Origin of the sequence: Methylobacterium sp. WL64, assembly GCF_008039945.1 — a bacterium.
GTDB lineage: Bacteria > Pseudomonadota > Alphaproteobacteria > Rhizobiales > Beijerinckiaceae > Methylobacterium.
The window spans coordinates 137105-150408 of record NZ_VRVA01000004.1 but is presented as its reverse complement, the minus strand read 5'-3'; the positions used below and the strand labels follow the sequence as shown (position 1 = coordinate 150408).

General features: G+C 70.3%; 12 protein-coding genes and 1 pseudogene. 4 read left to right on the top strand and 9 right to left on the bottom strand.

Going from position 1 to position 13304, the window contains the following annotated elements; all coding sequences use genetic code 11:
- Positions 1-60: 60 nt before the first annotated feature.
- Positions 61-648, bottom strand: a complete 588-nt coding sequence (locus FV242_RS03905) for a histidine phosphatase family protein (RefSeq protein ID WP_147906191.1) — start codon at positions 646-648, stop codon at positions 61-63.
- A gap of 99 nt (positions 649-747) precedes the next feature.
- Between FV242_RS03905 and FV242_RS03900 the strand changes: the two genes are divergently transcribed.
- Together FV242_RS03900 and FV242_RS03895 are read left to right on the top strand one after the other, a co-directional pair.
- Positions 748-1740 (top strand): polyphosphate kinase 2 family protein, encoded by a 993-nt coding sequence (locus FV242_RS03900; RefSeq protein WP_147938001.1) that lies wholly within the window; start codon positions 748-750, stop codon positions 1738-1740.
- A gap of 15 nt (positions 1741-1755) precedes the next feature.
- Positions 1756-2916 (top strand): AAA family ATPase, encoded by a 1161-nt coding sequence (locus FV242_RS03895; RefSeq protein WP_147938000.1) that lies wholly within the window; start codon positions 1756-1758, stop codon positions 2914-2916.
- Here the strand turns inward: FV242_RS03895 and fabI are convergent.
- Positions 2913-3737: an enoyl-ACP reductase FabI gene (fabI, locus tag FV242_RS03890; RefSeq protein WP_147937999.1), complete on the bottom strand. Its 825-nt coding sequence runs from the start codon at positions 3735-3737 to the stop codon at positions 2913-2915. The two genes, FV242_RS03895 and fabI, sit on opposite strands and share 4 nt — an antisense overlap.
- Before the next feature lie 126 nt (positions 3738-3863).
- On the bottom strand, positions 3864-4787 hold the full coding sequence (locus tag FV242_RS03885) for a DnaJ C-terminal domain-containing protein (RefSeq protein ID WP_147937998.1): 924 nt from the start codon (positions 4785-4787) through the stop codon (positions 3864-3866).
- 201 nt (positions 4788-4988) lie between these two features.
- Here FV242_RS03885 and FV242_RS03880 point away from each other — a divergent pair, with 201 nt between their 5' ends.
- Positions 4989-5375, top strand: coding sequence for a VOC family protein (locus FV242_RS03880; protein ID WP_147937997.1), 387 nt, complete (start codon positions 4989-4991; stop codon positions 5373-5375).
- Positions 5376-5449: 74 nt separating this feature from the next.
- On the opposite strand, the gene FV242_RS03875 is transcribed toward FV242_RS03880, so the two are convergent.
- Complete coding sequence (locus tag FV242_RS03875) at positions 5450-6262, bottom strand: Crp/Fnr family transcriptional regulator (protein WP_147937996.1); 813 nt, start codon at positions 6260-6262, stop codon at positions 5450-5452.
- Positions 6263-6398: 136 nt separating this feature from the next.
- Positions 6399-7169 carry a glycoside hydrolase family 25 protein gene (locus FV242_RS03870; protein WP_238261092.1) on the bottom strand — a complete coding sequence of 257 codons (771 nt, stop codon included), beginning with the start codon at positions 7167-7169 and terminating at the stop codon, positions 6399-6401.
- Positions 7170-7482: 313 nt separating this feature from the next.
- Between FV242_RS03870 and FV242_RS03865 the strand changes: the two genes are divergently transcribed.
- Positions 7483-7926: a DUF488 family protein gene (locus tag FV242_RS03865; RefSeq protein WP_147937994.1), complete on the top strand. Its 444-nt coding sequence runs from the start codon at positions 7483-7485 to the stop codon at positions 7924-7926.
- A gap of 236 nt (positions 7927-8162) precedes the next feature.
- Here the strand turns inward: FV242_RS03865 and FV242_RS03860 are convergent, their stop codons facing one another.
- The 4 genes and pseudogenes from FV242_RS03860 to FV242_RS03845 form a co-directional block, all read right to left on the bottom strand.
- A complete protein-coding gene (locus FV242_RS03860) occupies positions 8163-8537 on the bottom strand; it encodes a catalase (protein WP_147906199.1) in 375 nt (124 codons plus the stop codon).
- A 47-nt stretch (positions 8538-8584) separates the two neighbouring features.
- Positions 8585-8812, bottom strand: coding sequence for a hypothetical protein (locus FV242_RS03855; protein ID WP_246692591.1), 228 nt, complete (start codon positions 8810-8812; stop codon positions 8585-8587).
- Between the two features lie 112 nt (positions 8813-8924).
- Complete coding sequence (locus FV242_RS03850) at positions 8925-9845, bottom strand: response regulator transcription factor (RefSeq protein WP_147937993.1); 921 nt, start codon at positions 9843-9845, stop codon at positions 8925-8927.
- Positions 9838-13212, bottom strand: a pseudogene (locus FV242_RS03845) (ATP-binding protein). Before FV242_RS03845 ends, FV242_RS03850 begins: the two are co-directional and overlap by 8 nt.
- Positions 13213-13304: the final 92 nt, after the last annotated feature.

Sequence of the window (13304 nt, the reverse complement as noted above, 5' to 3'; positions counted from 1 at the left end):
CCTATAGCCAGCCGATCATGCCGTTATCGAGGCGGCTTTGAACCCTGGGTGAAGGACGGCTTAAGCCCAGCGCCAGCCCGACGGCTCCAGGACCAGCACCTCGCCCTGGCGGATGCCGAGGCGCGGCGCCGCGTAGATGTCGAGATGGCCCAGCGCCACCAGGGCAGCCCGGGCGACGCCGCCGTGGGCGACGATCACGGCATCCCGCTCGAGCCCGGACAGAACCGGCCCGACCCGCTCCACGAGCGCGGCATAGCTCTCGCCACCCTGGCCGGGCGGACGGTGGTTCCAGCGCTCGCGGTCGCGGGCCGAAGCGCCCCCCGGGTCACGGCGGCGGATCTCGGCCCAGGTCGAGCCCTCCCAGTTGCCGAAGCCGATCTCCCTCAGCCGGGGATCGGTGCGGTACGCCTCCGCCGGCAGGCCCAGCGTCGTGCGCAGGATCTCCATGGTCCGCCGGGTGCGCTTGAGCGGGCTCGCCAGGAACTCCGCCTCCGCCACACCCGCCCCCGCCACCGCGGTCAGCCGCGCGGCCACGGCGACGGCCTGCGCCTCCCCGTGCGGGTTGAGATCGATGTCGCGACTGCCCTGCAGGCGGCCCTCGGCGTTCCAGGCGGTCTGGCCGTGGCGGATGAAATAGATCGTGGCCAACCGTCTCAAAATCCTGTCGCTGTGCAGGCGCCCGGAACGGCCGGGCGTGCCAACCGTTCTGGGCGTTCGTCGGCAAAGCCCCTCGATAAGGTCCTGCCCATGTCTAAGAAGCACGGCAAGCATCTTCCCGGCCAGTCGCAGGACGGGGGCGTGACAGACGCCCCCGATCGGCACCAGGCCGCCCGGGCGCGGGTGCCCTCGACCGCTGTCTGGGCCGGTGCGGCCGATGCGATCGCCGGGGCGGTTCCGGCGGCCCTGGGCGGCCATCGGCCGGCCCCGATCCGGGTCGCACCGGGGATCGTGGCTGTCGAGCCCGGAATGCGGATCGACCTGACGGCCGTCGACGCCGACGCCGATGGCGGCCTCGACAAGGTCTGGGCCAAGGACGCCCTCGGCCGGGAGCGCGAGCGGATCAGCGCCCTGCAGGAGCGGCTGTATGCCGAGCGCGCCCGCAGCCTGCTGCTGGTGTTCCAAGCGATCGATACCGGCGGCAAGGACGGGACGATCCGGTCGGTGCTCAAGGGCGTGAACCCGCAGGGTTGCACGGTGTCGTCGTTCAAGGTGCCGTCGAGCGACGAGCTCGATCACGATTTCCTGTGGCGCTACCACGCCAAGACGCCGGGGCGCGGCATGATCGGCGTGTTCAACCGCAGCCATTACGAGGACGTCCTCGTGGTGCGGGTGAAGGAGCTGGTGCCCGACCCGGTCTGGCAGGGCCGCTACCGCCTGATCAACGATTTCGAGCGGCTGCTCACCGAGTCCGGCACGGTGGTGATCAAGTTCTTCCTGCACATCTCCAAGGACGAGCAGAAGAAGCGCCTGGAAGCCCGGATCGCCGACCCGGAGAAGCACTGGAAATTCGACCCCGCCGACCTCGTCGAGCGGAAAGCCTGGGACGCCTACCAGCAGGCCTTCGCCGACGCGCTCTCGCAATGCGCGACGCCGCACGCGCCGTGGCTTGTGGTGCCGGCCAACCACAAGTGGTTCCGCAACTACGTGATTGCCCGAACGATCGCGGATACGCTGGAGGCGATGGACCCACGATTCCCGAAGGCCGCGAAGGGAATCGCCGATCTGAAGGTCCCGAACTGATCCAAGGGGTGCCGCATGCTGGTGGTTCGGGAGGTCGCGGTCTCGGGCTACCGCTCGCTCCGGCGGATCGACTTCCCGGTGGACGACCTGTCGGTGTTCGTGGGCGGCAACGGCACCGGCAAGACCAACCTGTATCGCGGCCTCGAACTGCTTCAGGACGCGGCCCGGGGGACGCTCACCCGCGCGCTCGCCGTAGAGGGCGGGATGGATTCGGCGCTCTGGGCGGGGCGTCGGCGGCACGGCGAGGCGGCCCGGATCCGCCTGTCAGCCAGCCTGCACGATGACGGAACCGGGCAGGCGTTCACCTATGCGGTCGAACTCGGGCTCGTGCAGCAGGCCGGCGGCACTACCTACGGCGCCGCCTTCCGCAAGGAACCGCAGGTGAAGGCCGAGCGGTTGACCGTCCGGACCGGCCCCCGCACGGCGGTCATCCTCGACCGCGACGGCCGGACCGGCTTCGCCCGCGACGAGGAGGGGCGCAAACGGCCGCTGGCCCTGGATCTGCTGCCCACCGAAACCGCGCTCGGCACCTTCCTGGACGCGACGCGTCACCCGGAGATCGCCTTGGTTCGGCTCGCCATGACGGCTTGGCGCTTCCACCATGATTTTCGGACCGATGCCGGGTCGCCGCTCCGCCGCCCGTGCCTGGCAGTGACGACGCCGACCCTCGCCTCGGACGGGTCCGACCTCGCTGCCGTGTTCGCCACCCTGGCCCATATCCGGCAGGACACGGGCGATCTCGATATGGCGCTAGACGGCGCCTTCCCGGGCGCCCGGCTCGTGGTGCCGGAGCCGGGGCGCGAGGCGAGCTTCGGCGTCACCTTCCCGGACTTCCCGGGCCGCACCTTCGCGGCCTCGGAACTGTCGGACGGGACGCTGCGCTACCTCGCCCTCACCGGAGCGCTGCTGGCCTACCGGCTGCCGCCCTTCATCGCATTGAACGAGCCGGAATCGAGCCTGCATCCGGATCTGATGGAACCGCTCGCCCGGATGATCGCCCGGGCCGCCGAGCGCACCCAGATCTGGTTGGTCACGCATTCCGAGCGGCTGGCGGACGGGATCGCGACCCATGGGGGCGCCAGGCCGCGGGTGGTCATCAAGCGCGACGGCGAGACCTGGATCGGCGGGCTCACCCTTTCAGGTGAATTCGCGGACGCGGTCGACGACGAAGATTAATCCTTGTCGAGGGTCAGGTCCGGCGCATCGGGGCTCTTCATGCCGACGACGTGGTAGCCCGCATCCACGTGCAGGATCTCGCCGGTCATGCCCGCGGCCATGTCGGAGATCAGGTAGGCGGCGGTCTCGCCGACCTCACCGATGGTCACGGTTCGGCGCAGGGGCGCGTTGTACTCGTTCCACTTCAGAATGTAGCGGAAGTCGCCGATTCCCGAGGCCGCCAGGGTCTTGATCGGGCCGGCCGAGATCGCGTTGACGCGGATGTTCTTCGGCCCGAGATCGGCCGCGAGATAGCGCACCGAGGCTTCGAGCGCCGCCTTGGCCACGCCCATGACGTTGTAGTGCGGCATCCACTTCTCGGCGCCGTAATAGGTCAGCGTCACCAGGGAACCGCCCGGGCGCATGATCTTCTCGGCGCGCTGGGCCACCGCCGTGAACGAGTAGCACGAGACCAGGAGCGACTTGGTGAAGTTCTCCTCGGATGTCTCGAGGTAGCGGCCGGTCAGCTCGTCCTTGTCGGAGAAGGCGATGCAGTGGATGACGAAGTCGATGCCCTCGGGGAAGACCCGGGCGGCCTCTGCGAACACGGCATCGATGGTCGCCGCCTCGGTCACGTCGCAATGCCCGATGACGTGGGCGTCGAGTTCCTTGGCCAAGGGCTCGACCCGCTTGCGCAGGGCGTCGCCCTGGTAGGTGAACGCGAGCTCGGCCCCGTGCGCGCGGGCGCTGCGGGCGATGCCCCAGGCGATCGAGCGGTTGTTGGCGACACCGAGCACGAGGCCCCGCTTGCCCGCCAGAATGCCCTGCCCGTGTTCCGCCATGATCGATCCTGGAAACCTCTCGGCCCCTTGCGGCACCGGGGGTCTCCATAACGGAGCCTGCCCGGAGACGGAAGTGCGCACCCGGCCGCCCGGCGACCGGGCGCGGGGCGCCTGTTACGCAGCGTTCTACGCCACCTTGGCGCGTCGGTTCCGGGCGAACTCGATGAGCGCGGGATCCTCGCTCTCCGGCAGGGTGATCGCCGTGGTGGCGAGCAGGTCGCCGCGGGTGCCGTCCTTCTTGGGAAGGCCCTTGCCGCGCAACCGGAACGTGCGGCCCGAACTCGTCATCGGCGGCATCTTCATCTCGACCGCGCCGGTCAGGGTCGGCACCCGGATCGTGCCGCCGAGCACGGCGTCCTCCAGCGGCACCTCGACGCTGACCTTCAGGTCGGCCCCCTCGACGGTGAAGCGGGGATGCGGCCGGACCCGGATGGTCAGCAAGGCGTCGCCGGGCTCGCCGCGGGGGCCGGCGCTCTGGCCGAGGCCACGAAGCCGAATGGTCTGGCCATCCTCGACGCCCCGGGGGATCACCACGTCGACCTCCCGGCCCGTGGGCAGGGCGAGGCGCAGCTTTTCTTCGCTGGCGACCTGCTCAAGGCTCACGGACAGCTCGGCCGCGACATCCTCGCCCTTGGCCGCCTGGCGCTGGCCGGGCCCGGCACCGCCCGCGCGGAACGCCTCACCGAAGATGTGCGAGAAGATGTCCTCGCCCATCCCGCCGCCGCCCATTCCGCCTTGCCGGCTGCGGGCCATGTTCTCGAAATCGAACCCGCTCGGCCGGCCGCCGCCGAAGCCGCCCGAGAACCCTTCGAAGCCGCTGGCGCGCGGCTTGCCGTCGCCGTCGATCTCGCCGCGGTCGAACTGCTTGCGCTTCTCGGAATCGCCCAGGATCTCGTAGGCCGAGTTCGCCTCGGCGAACCGGTCCTTGGCCTTCACGTCGTTCTTGTTGCGGTCGGGGTGGAAGTCCTTGGCGAGCTTGCGATAAGCCTTCTTGATGTCGGCTTCGCTCGCTCCCTTGGCCACGCCCAGCACGTCGTAGGGATTGCGCATCGGTCTCTTGAGGCTGTGCGGTGGGGTATCCACCCGGATGTGGGAAGGCTGTTGCATCCCTGCAACGGTCATGGCGGCGAAAGTCTGCGGGTTCGGGCGCTGCGTCAAGCGGTGGATCTCGCTCCGGCGCGCGCGACCGCATAACCTGGACGCGTGACGCCATCACCGGCTCGCCGGCAGCGGGCCGCGGGAGGAAATCCGATGCAGTATGCCTGCGACCACGTCCATCTGCGCAGCCGCGACGCCGTGAAGGCCGGAGCCTTCTACGTGGAGACCTTCGGGGCCACGGAGGTGGAGCGCGTCGGCGCCGATCCCGTGCAGCGCATGGTGCTCGACCTCGGCGGCCTGACCGTCTTCATCGAGCAGGCACCCTCCGAGACCGCCCCCGCCACGCAGACGCCCTGCCTCGGTATCGAGCATATCGGTCTGCGCGTCGCCGACATCGACGCCGCCATGGCCGAACTCGTAGGCCGCGGCGTCACCGTGCGGATGCCCATCACCGAGCGCGGCCAGGGCGTGCGGATCGCCTTCGTGGAAGGTCCGGATGGGGCGCTGATCGAGATTCTGGAGCGCCGCGCGGCTGCCTGACACCGCGCTCACGGGGCGGCAGCTTCGACGGGTGTCGGGCCGCGCCCGAGCCCCGCGGATGTGTCGGGATAGGCTCAGCGCCGGGGGCTGCCGTGCAGGGCCAGGGCGGGCTCCCGGTCGCCCTCGGCGAGGGACGGCGGCTCGATCCGGTCGAAGCCGTCCGCGCTGTAGACCGCGCCGAGCACCGTCTTGAAATGGCGCTGCACCCGGGCGTGGCACTCGCAGGCCGAGGCCGACATCGCCCGGCGGTCGAGCACCGTGATGCGTCCGCGCCCGACCCGGATCAGGCCCTGGTCCTGAAGCGTCCGCAGGATGCGGGTCAGGTAGGTGCGCTGGACGCCGAGCATCGAGGCCAGCAATTCGTGGGTGATTGGCAGGGTGTCGCCTCCGATCCGGTCCTGTAGCGTCAGGAGCCAACGCAGGCAGCGCTGCTCGATCGGATGGAGGGCGTTGCAGGCGGCGGCCTGCAGCACCTGCGCCAGGAGGCAGTCGCCGTAGCGTGCGAACAGGTTGCGGACCTCGGGGGATCGGCGCTTGGCGTCCTGGAGCCGGTCGGCCTTCAGGCGCAGCATCGGCCCGCCGATCTGCACGATCGCCTCGGTGGATGCCGGCACCCGGCCCGCGCTGACGATGCCGCCGACGGCTCCCTCGCGACCGATGCTCGCGGTCTCGGCGCAGCGCCCGTCCCGGGTGCCGATGATCAGCGCCACGACGGTCTGGTCGCAGGGGAAGGTGATGTGCGCCACCTCCGTGCCAGCCTCGAACACGATCGCCCCCTTGTCGCAGGAGACCCGCTCGAGATGGGGGACGATCAGCGCGCGGTCGGACTCCCGGAGCGCGTCGAGGAGCAGGTTGCCCGTGAGGGAAGCAGCGCGGTCAGCGGGCATGCAGGTCGGGGACCGTGGAACGGGAGGCGTCCGAAAGGAACCTCGTCGGGCGGCCCGCTTGCTAGCGGGCGAATCCGACACGCTTATATCCCGCCCCCTGACCTGGAACCAACCTAAGTCTATCCGGCCCGATCATTTATTTGTCGGTGCAAAGACCCTGTTCCGAAAGCCGCCGGTGCTCGCGCGGGTCGCAATCGGTCGACAGGAACGAGGCCCAGTCGGACGGCGTGCCGTAGAAAGCGTTGCGGTCGACGTCGCCCTGCACCCCGGGGACGCGCCCGGTGGAGGTGAATTGCCACAGCATCCACTTCCGGTTGACGAAGCGCTGCTCCGGCTCGGCCGCGGTGGAGCGCAGCCAGTGCGGGTAGTCGGGCAGTTCGCCTTCCAGCACGTCCTTGTGGAAGGTGATGTCGGTGTAGATGATCGGGCGCTTGCCGGTGTAGCGCTCCATCTCTTCCAGCATCTCCGTGACCATCGCGAGAGCCTGCGCCTTGGGCAGCTTCTTCGGGCAGGTCTGCGAATGGCCGTTCCACTCCACGTCGAGCACCGGCGGCAGGGCCGTCGGGTCGTTCGGCACGTTGCGCTTGAACCACTCCATCTGGTCCCGGGCGGAGCGGCACCAGAACACGAAGTGGTAGGCGCCCCGCGGCACGCCGGCCTTGGCGGCGTTGTCCCAGTTGGTCCGGAAGCGCTCGTCGACGTGGTCGCCGCCCTCTGTCGCCTTGATGAAGGCGAACTGAGTGCCGGCGGCCCGGACCGAGGCCCAGTCGACGTTGCCCTGCCATTTCGAGATGTCGATGCCCTGGATTGGGTGCTGCTTGGCTTTGGCCACGCCCGGATGGGGCTTGGCGTCACCCTTGGTCGGGTAGAAATTCGTGTTCGACGCGCACGCGGCCAAGCCGGCCATCACCGCGACGGCCAGCACCCGGGTAGCGACGCGCCGAACGCTTCTCAACCGGCCGGCACCCCGAATCGCCGAAGCGGACGGACCCTGCGAAAGCTTGATATCTCGCACCATCAGTGTTCAGCCCGCCACCGAAGAAGCGCCAAAGTCAGGCGTAATCGATGGGCCCGGCGCAGTTAACGGAGCTTTGCGAACATTGCGGCGGAATTCCGAGATGCGTGTCGCTGCCGCGACATACGGTATCGATCCCCGGTTGGTTCACAGGCCCGGATCCGGCTAAGTGCCAGTCCCGCAACGCGAGTCCCGTCACGGTCCCGTGAGCAAGCAATTATTCACCATAGGTTACGAAGGGCTCGACCCGGAGCGCCTTACGGATGCGCTGCGCTCGGCGGGCGTTGCCGTGCTGGCCGACGTGCGGGCGGTGGCGAACTCGCGCAAGCGCGGCTTCTCGAAAGGCGCGCTCGGAACGGGGCTCACCGAGGCGGGTCTCGGCTACGCGCATCTGCGCAGCCTCGGTACGCCGAAGGCCGGCCGTGAGGCAGCCCGGGCGGACGACGCGGCGCTGATGCGCAAGATCTACTGTGAAGAGGTGCTCGATACGGCAGCCGGCGGTATCGCCCTCGACGAACTCGCCGCCATGGCGGCCGCCGCCCCGACCTGCCTGCTGTGCTTCGAGCGGGACCCGGCCCGCTGCCACCGCCGGGTCCTGGCCGAACGGCTCGCGGACCGGGGCTTTGCCGTCACCGACCTGTTCGGCTGACTCTCCGCCGGCTCTGGCCGTCGCACAGGAATGAACCGCGCGCGCCTTCCCGGATGCCCGGAACGTGTGTGGACGGCGATCCGGGAACCCGCAGCGAACGCGCCGCGCAGCGGCACGATCGTCTATTGGCTGTCGCAATCAGGCGCGTGACGTCGTTCGGTGCCGGATCCCGGGCGGCATTCCGCGCGCCGGAGAAGAGACCGCGCGAAACCAGCGATGCTCGGTTGAGTCGATCACTATTCAGGTCCGCGCATCATCCGGGCGACGGCGAAGCGCCGGATCGGTTCGATCGCGGCGCTCAGCAGCGTCCGGGGCGTGCGCGGCACCCCGAATTCCCGCGGGACAGGCCGGCGTCGATACGGGTCGGCCACCGGCTCGACCGGCAGGTACAGGGCTTCGAGGAACGACATCTCCAGCAGCATCGCGCCGGTGTCGTCGGTGACCACCAGGGCCGCATCGAGCAGCCGCGTATCGCCGCTGTGCTGACGCATCAGGCCCTGGACGATGGTCCGGGCGGTGGCCCGGGCGGCGTCCAGGTCGGCGACCCACTGCGCCGCGGAGGCGGGCAGGCAGGCGCCGTCCAGGCGGATGCTGAAAGTGGCGCGGACCATCGTGGCGTTCCTTGGAGGATCGGGCGTCGCGCGTCGGGCGGCGATCGTCAGGCGGCTTGCGCGCCGTCCTGCGGCTCGGTCTCGACGAAGTCGGCCTTGGCCTCGGCCGCCGATTTCGGATCGAAGGCGTCCGCCAGCAGGCTGAGGCGCCGGGCCATGTCGCGCACCTCGTTGAGGGCGATCGACTTCTGGCCCTCCTTCACCGCCCGGGTGATGTCGCTGACCTGCGTGGTGGCGACCCGCCTCAGTTCGTCGGCGAGCTGGTGGCTGGTCATCATCGCATCCGTTCCCGAATTGGTTCGTCTGTGCCGGGACCGTGGTGGGAGGGCGCTTACCAACGGGTTTCGCGCAGCGGCGATGCCTGTGGACAACACGGGCTTGCGCGGCTCAGTCCTGCAGGTGGCGCGCGGCGATGATCGAGGCGGCGGTGCGATTCTCCACGCCGAGCTTGGCGTAGATGCCCTCCAGATGCTTGGTCACCGTGCGGTGGCTGAGCCCCAGGATCTCGCCGATGTCGCGGCTCGATTTCCCCCGCGACAGCCACAGCAGCACCTCGGCCTCGCGGCCGGTGACCGGAAGCCGCGCCCGCAGCCGCTCGATGCCGCCCGAGGCCTCCTCGCGCGACAGGCGCAGCAGGATCTCGTCCGGGGTGCGTCCGATGAAGCTGAGCGCGTAGGGGGTGCCGTCGCCGCCGGTCAGCGTCAGGGCGTTGGCGGCTCCCCCGGTGAGGCAGCCGCGCAGCCAGTCCCGGGCGCGAGCGGGCAGCGCGAGGCCCGCGGACGGATCCGAGCCGAGCCCAGCGAGCAACCGCCCGGCCTGCGGGGTCGCCCACAGCACCGCGCCCGCCTCCGAGACCGCGAACAAGGTGCGCCCGGCAGTGTCGAGAGCGGCCCTTGCGCTCTGCGCGGCGCGCGCGCTGGCGAGGTGGACGCGGATCCGGGCCAGGATCTCGTCCGGGGCGATCGGCTTGGTGACGTAGTCGATCCCGCCGGCGCTCAGGCCCTTCACGATGTGCTCGGTCTCGCTCAGCCCGGTCATGAAGATCACCGGCACGCCGGCGATCTGCGGCTTGGCCTTAAGCCTCCGGCAGGTCTCGAACCCGTCCATGCCGGGCATCATCGCGTCGAGCAGGATCACGTCCGGCGTGATCTCGTCCACGAGCGCGAGGGCGAGGTCGCCGCCCACCGCCACCAGCACGGTGGCACCCGAGCGCTCGATCGCCTCGGTGAGGAAAATCAGCGTGTCGGGCGAATCGTCAACCACCAGGACGACATCGCGGCTCGGCTGGTTCGTCGGCGCCTCAGCCATTGCGGGCGAGTCCTTGCAGGACCGAAAGGTAGCGGCGCAGGTCGTAGCCCTCCACGAGACCGCGCATCTGAGCCACGAAGACGGGCGGCACCGTCACGTCGCCCTCCATCTCGGTGAGCTTCGCCTCGATGGCCCGGATATGCCCGATCCGGCCCAGGCGCAGCAGCTCGCCGACATGCTCCGGCCCGGGATGGCCGATCTCCGCGAGCGCCGGAGCCGGCTCGCGCAGAGCGGGCGTCGCGGCGTCGGTCCATTCGAGGTGGAGCAGCTTGCCGATCCGCTCCAGCACGTCGCGCAGGTCGAAAGGCTTGGCGAAGATCGCGTCGTGGGGGGCGTCGTCGCCGCGCACCGGGCTGATCTCGTGGACGTTGGCCGACATCATCGCGATCGGCCCGGTGTGGCCCTCCGCGCGCAGGGTCGCGGCGGCGGCCCAGCCGCTCATGCCCGGCATGGCGATGTCGAGCAGGATCAGGTCGATCCCGCCCTTCGCCACCGCCGCCAGGCATTCCGGCCCCGAGCCCGCCTCGATCACGGAGATTCCGTGCGGCTCGAGGATCGCCCGCATCAGGGCGCGGTGGGCGGTGTCGTCGTCGGCCACCAGGATCGTGCGTCGGGCGCCGGCATAGGCTCGCTCGGGCGCGGAGGCCGGGGGAACCACGACGACCGGCGCGGGCTGGGCCACGGAGGCCAGCATCAGCCGCAGCCGGGCCTGGGTGCCGCCGCCGGGGGCCGCCGCCACGGTGATCTCGCCGCCAAGCAGCTGCGCCAGCAGGTCCGCGATGGTGAGCCCGAGCCCCGTCCCCGGAGTACTGCGGGCGGCCGGCGTCGAGCCCCGCTCGAACGGCTGGAAGATCCGCGCCAGGTCCGCCTCCGGGATGCCCGGCCCGGTATCCCGGATCGTGAACACCGCGATCTGGCTGCGGTAGCTGAGATCCAGCGAGACCGTGCCGGAGGGGGTGAACTTGATCGCGTTCGACAGGAGGTTGAGCAGCACCTGGCGCAGGCGCTTCTCGTCGGTGGCGACCACCGCCGGCAGGATCTCCGGCCGGGAGAACCGGAATTCGAGTCCGGCCTCCCGGGCCTGCAGCCGGACCATGTCGACCAACTGGTCGAGGAACTCGGTGAGCCGGACCTCGTCCCGGTGGATCTCGAGCCGCCCGGCCTCCATCCGCGAGATGTCGAGCAGGCCGTCGATCAGCCCGGACAGGTGCTGGGCGCTGCGCCTTATCACCCGGATGCCGTTGAGGCGCGGGGCCGGGATCGCGGGATCGGATTCGAGGAGCTGGGCGTAGCCGAGCACGGTGGAGAGCGGCGTGCGCAACTCGTGGCTGATCCCGACCACGTAGCGGCTCTTGGCGAGGTTTGCGGCTTCCGCCCGCTCCTTGGCCTCCTGCAGCTTGGCGTCGGTGAGCTTGTGGGCCGCGATCTCGGCCTCGTAGAGCGCGGTCTGGCGCATGGTCTCCGACTGGGCGACCCGCCGGCTCTCCTGGGCGAGCACGAACAGTCACGCGACCACGCCGAGGATCACCACCAGGATGAAGAACACGCTGGTCAGCGCTGTGCGCAGGACCACGCGATGCTCGGGATGCGCGATGGTGGCGCCGGCATGGACGATCCCCAGGATCAGGGCGATCACCGCGCAGAGGGTCAGCATGACCGCGAGGTAGCGGCCGAGCGGCGCGCCGATCCAGGCCGCCGTCCGGCCCGGCAGGATCCGGCCGAGCGCCTGCTGCGCCTGCGCCTCCAGCCGGCCGTGCGGCTTGCACAGGTCGCCGCAGCGAGCGTCGAGGGAGCAGCACAGGGAGCAGATCGGGGCGTCGTAGGCCGGGCAATGGGCCATGTCCTCGCCCTCGAACGGCAATTCGCAGACCCGGCAGGTGACCTCGCCCACCCCCCAATCCCGCTTGGGAGTCCGGGCGAGATACCAGCGGCCGGCCGTGGCCCAGGCGATCACCGGGGCCGCCGCAAAGGCGGTCGCCAGCGTCAGAAGCGGCGCGAAGGGCTGGAGCGCGTGGCCGAGCAGGCCGGCATAGGCGAGGCCGCCGATGGCGAGCGCCAGCACCATGGCGCCGGTCCCGACCGGGTTGATGGCGTAGAGATGGGCGCGCTTGAACTCGATGCCCGGGGGCGAGAGGCCGAGCGGCTTGTTCACCGCGAGGTCGGCCGCGAGCGCCCCCACCCAGGCCGAGACCACGGAGGCGTAGAGCGGCAGCGTGCTCTCGATGGTCTTGTCGATGCCGAGCTCCATCAGGAGCACCGCGATGGCGACGTTGAACACCAGCCAGACGACCCGCCCCGGATGGCTGTGGGTCAGCCGGGAGAAGAAGTTCGACCACGCGATCGAGCCGGCATAGGCGTTGGTTAGGTTGATCTTGAGCTGAGAGACCAGAACGAACAGCCCCGTCAGCAGCAGGGCCGCGCGGCCGCCCTCCCCGGTCACGTAGCCGAACGCCACCGCGTACATCCGGGTCGGCTCGGCGGCGTGCTCGGGCGGGACGCCGTGCCCGAGCGCGAGGACCGCGAGGCCCGCGCCGAGCAGGATCTTGAGCATGCCGGGCACGATCCAGCCGGCACCGCCCGAGAGCACCGCCAGCCACCAGCGCCAGTCGCGTCGGCCCACCGGCTCGGGCACGAAGCGCAGGAAGTCGACCTGCTCGCCGACCTGGGCCAGCAGGGCCAGCAGCACCCCGGTGGCCAGACCGAACCGGCCGACATCGAAGGCAGCCCCGCCACCGTCGAGCCCCGGGAAATCCGTGAGCGCCTGCAGGGGCGCCGCGCCTTGCGCCGCCACGAAGGCCAGCGGCAGCAGGCTCAAGCCGATCCAGAGCGGCTGCGTCCAGATCTGGAACCGGCTGATCAGCCGGATCCCGTAGACCACCAGCGGGATCACCGCGGCGGCGCAGACGAGGTATCCGATGCCGAGCGGCAGCCCGAAGCAGAGCTGCAGCGCCAGCGCCATGATCGCCGCCTCGATGGCGAAGAACAGGAACGTGAAGCTCGCGTAGATCAGCGATGTGACCGTGGAGCCGAGATAGCCGAACCCGGCGCCCCGGGTCAGCAGGTCCATGTCGAGCCCGTAACGGGCCGCATAGACGGTGATCGGCGCCGCGGAGGCGAAGATGATCAGGCCTACGACCAGCACCGCGGCCAGCGTGTTGGGGAACCCCGCCGTCAGAGCCAGGGTCCCGCCGATCGCCTCCAGCGCCAGGAACGAGACCGATCCGAGCGCCGTCTGCGCCACCTGGAAGCCGGACCAGCGCCGGGCCTTCTTGGCGGTGAACCGGAGGGCGTAATCCTCCAGGGTCTCGTCGGCGACGAAGCGGTTGTAGTCCCGGCGGATCGGGATGATGCGCTGCGGCCCGCTCATCGCGGCCCTGTCCGGCACATGGGGCTGCGGCCGCGCACGCGCGCGCGCAAAGAACCCGGCGCCGGGGCGCCGCCCACGCTCTCCGCCTTCGC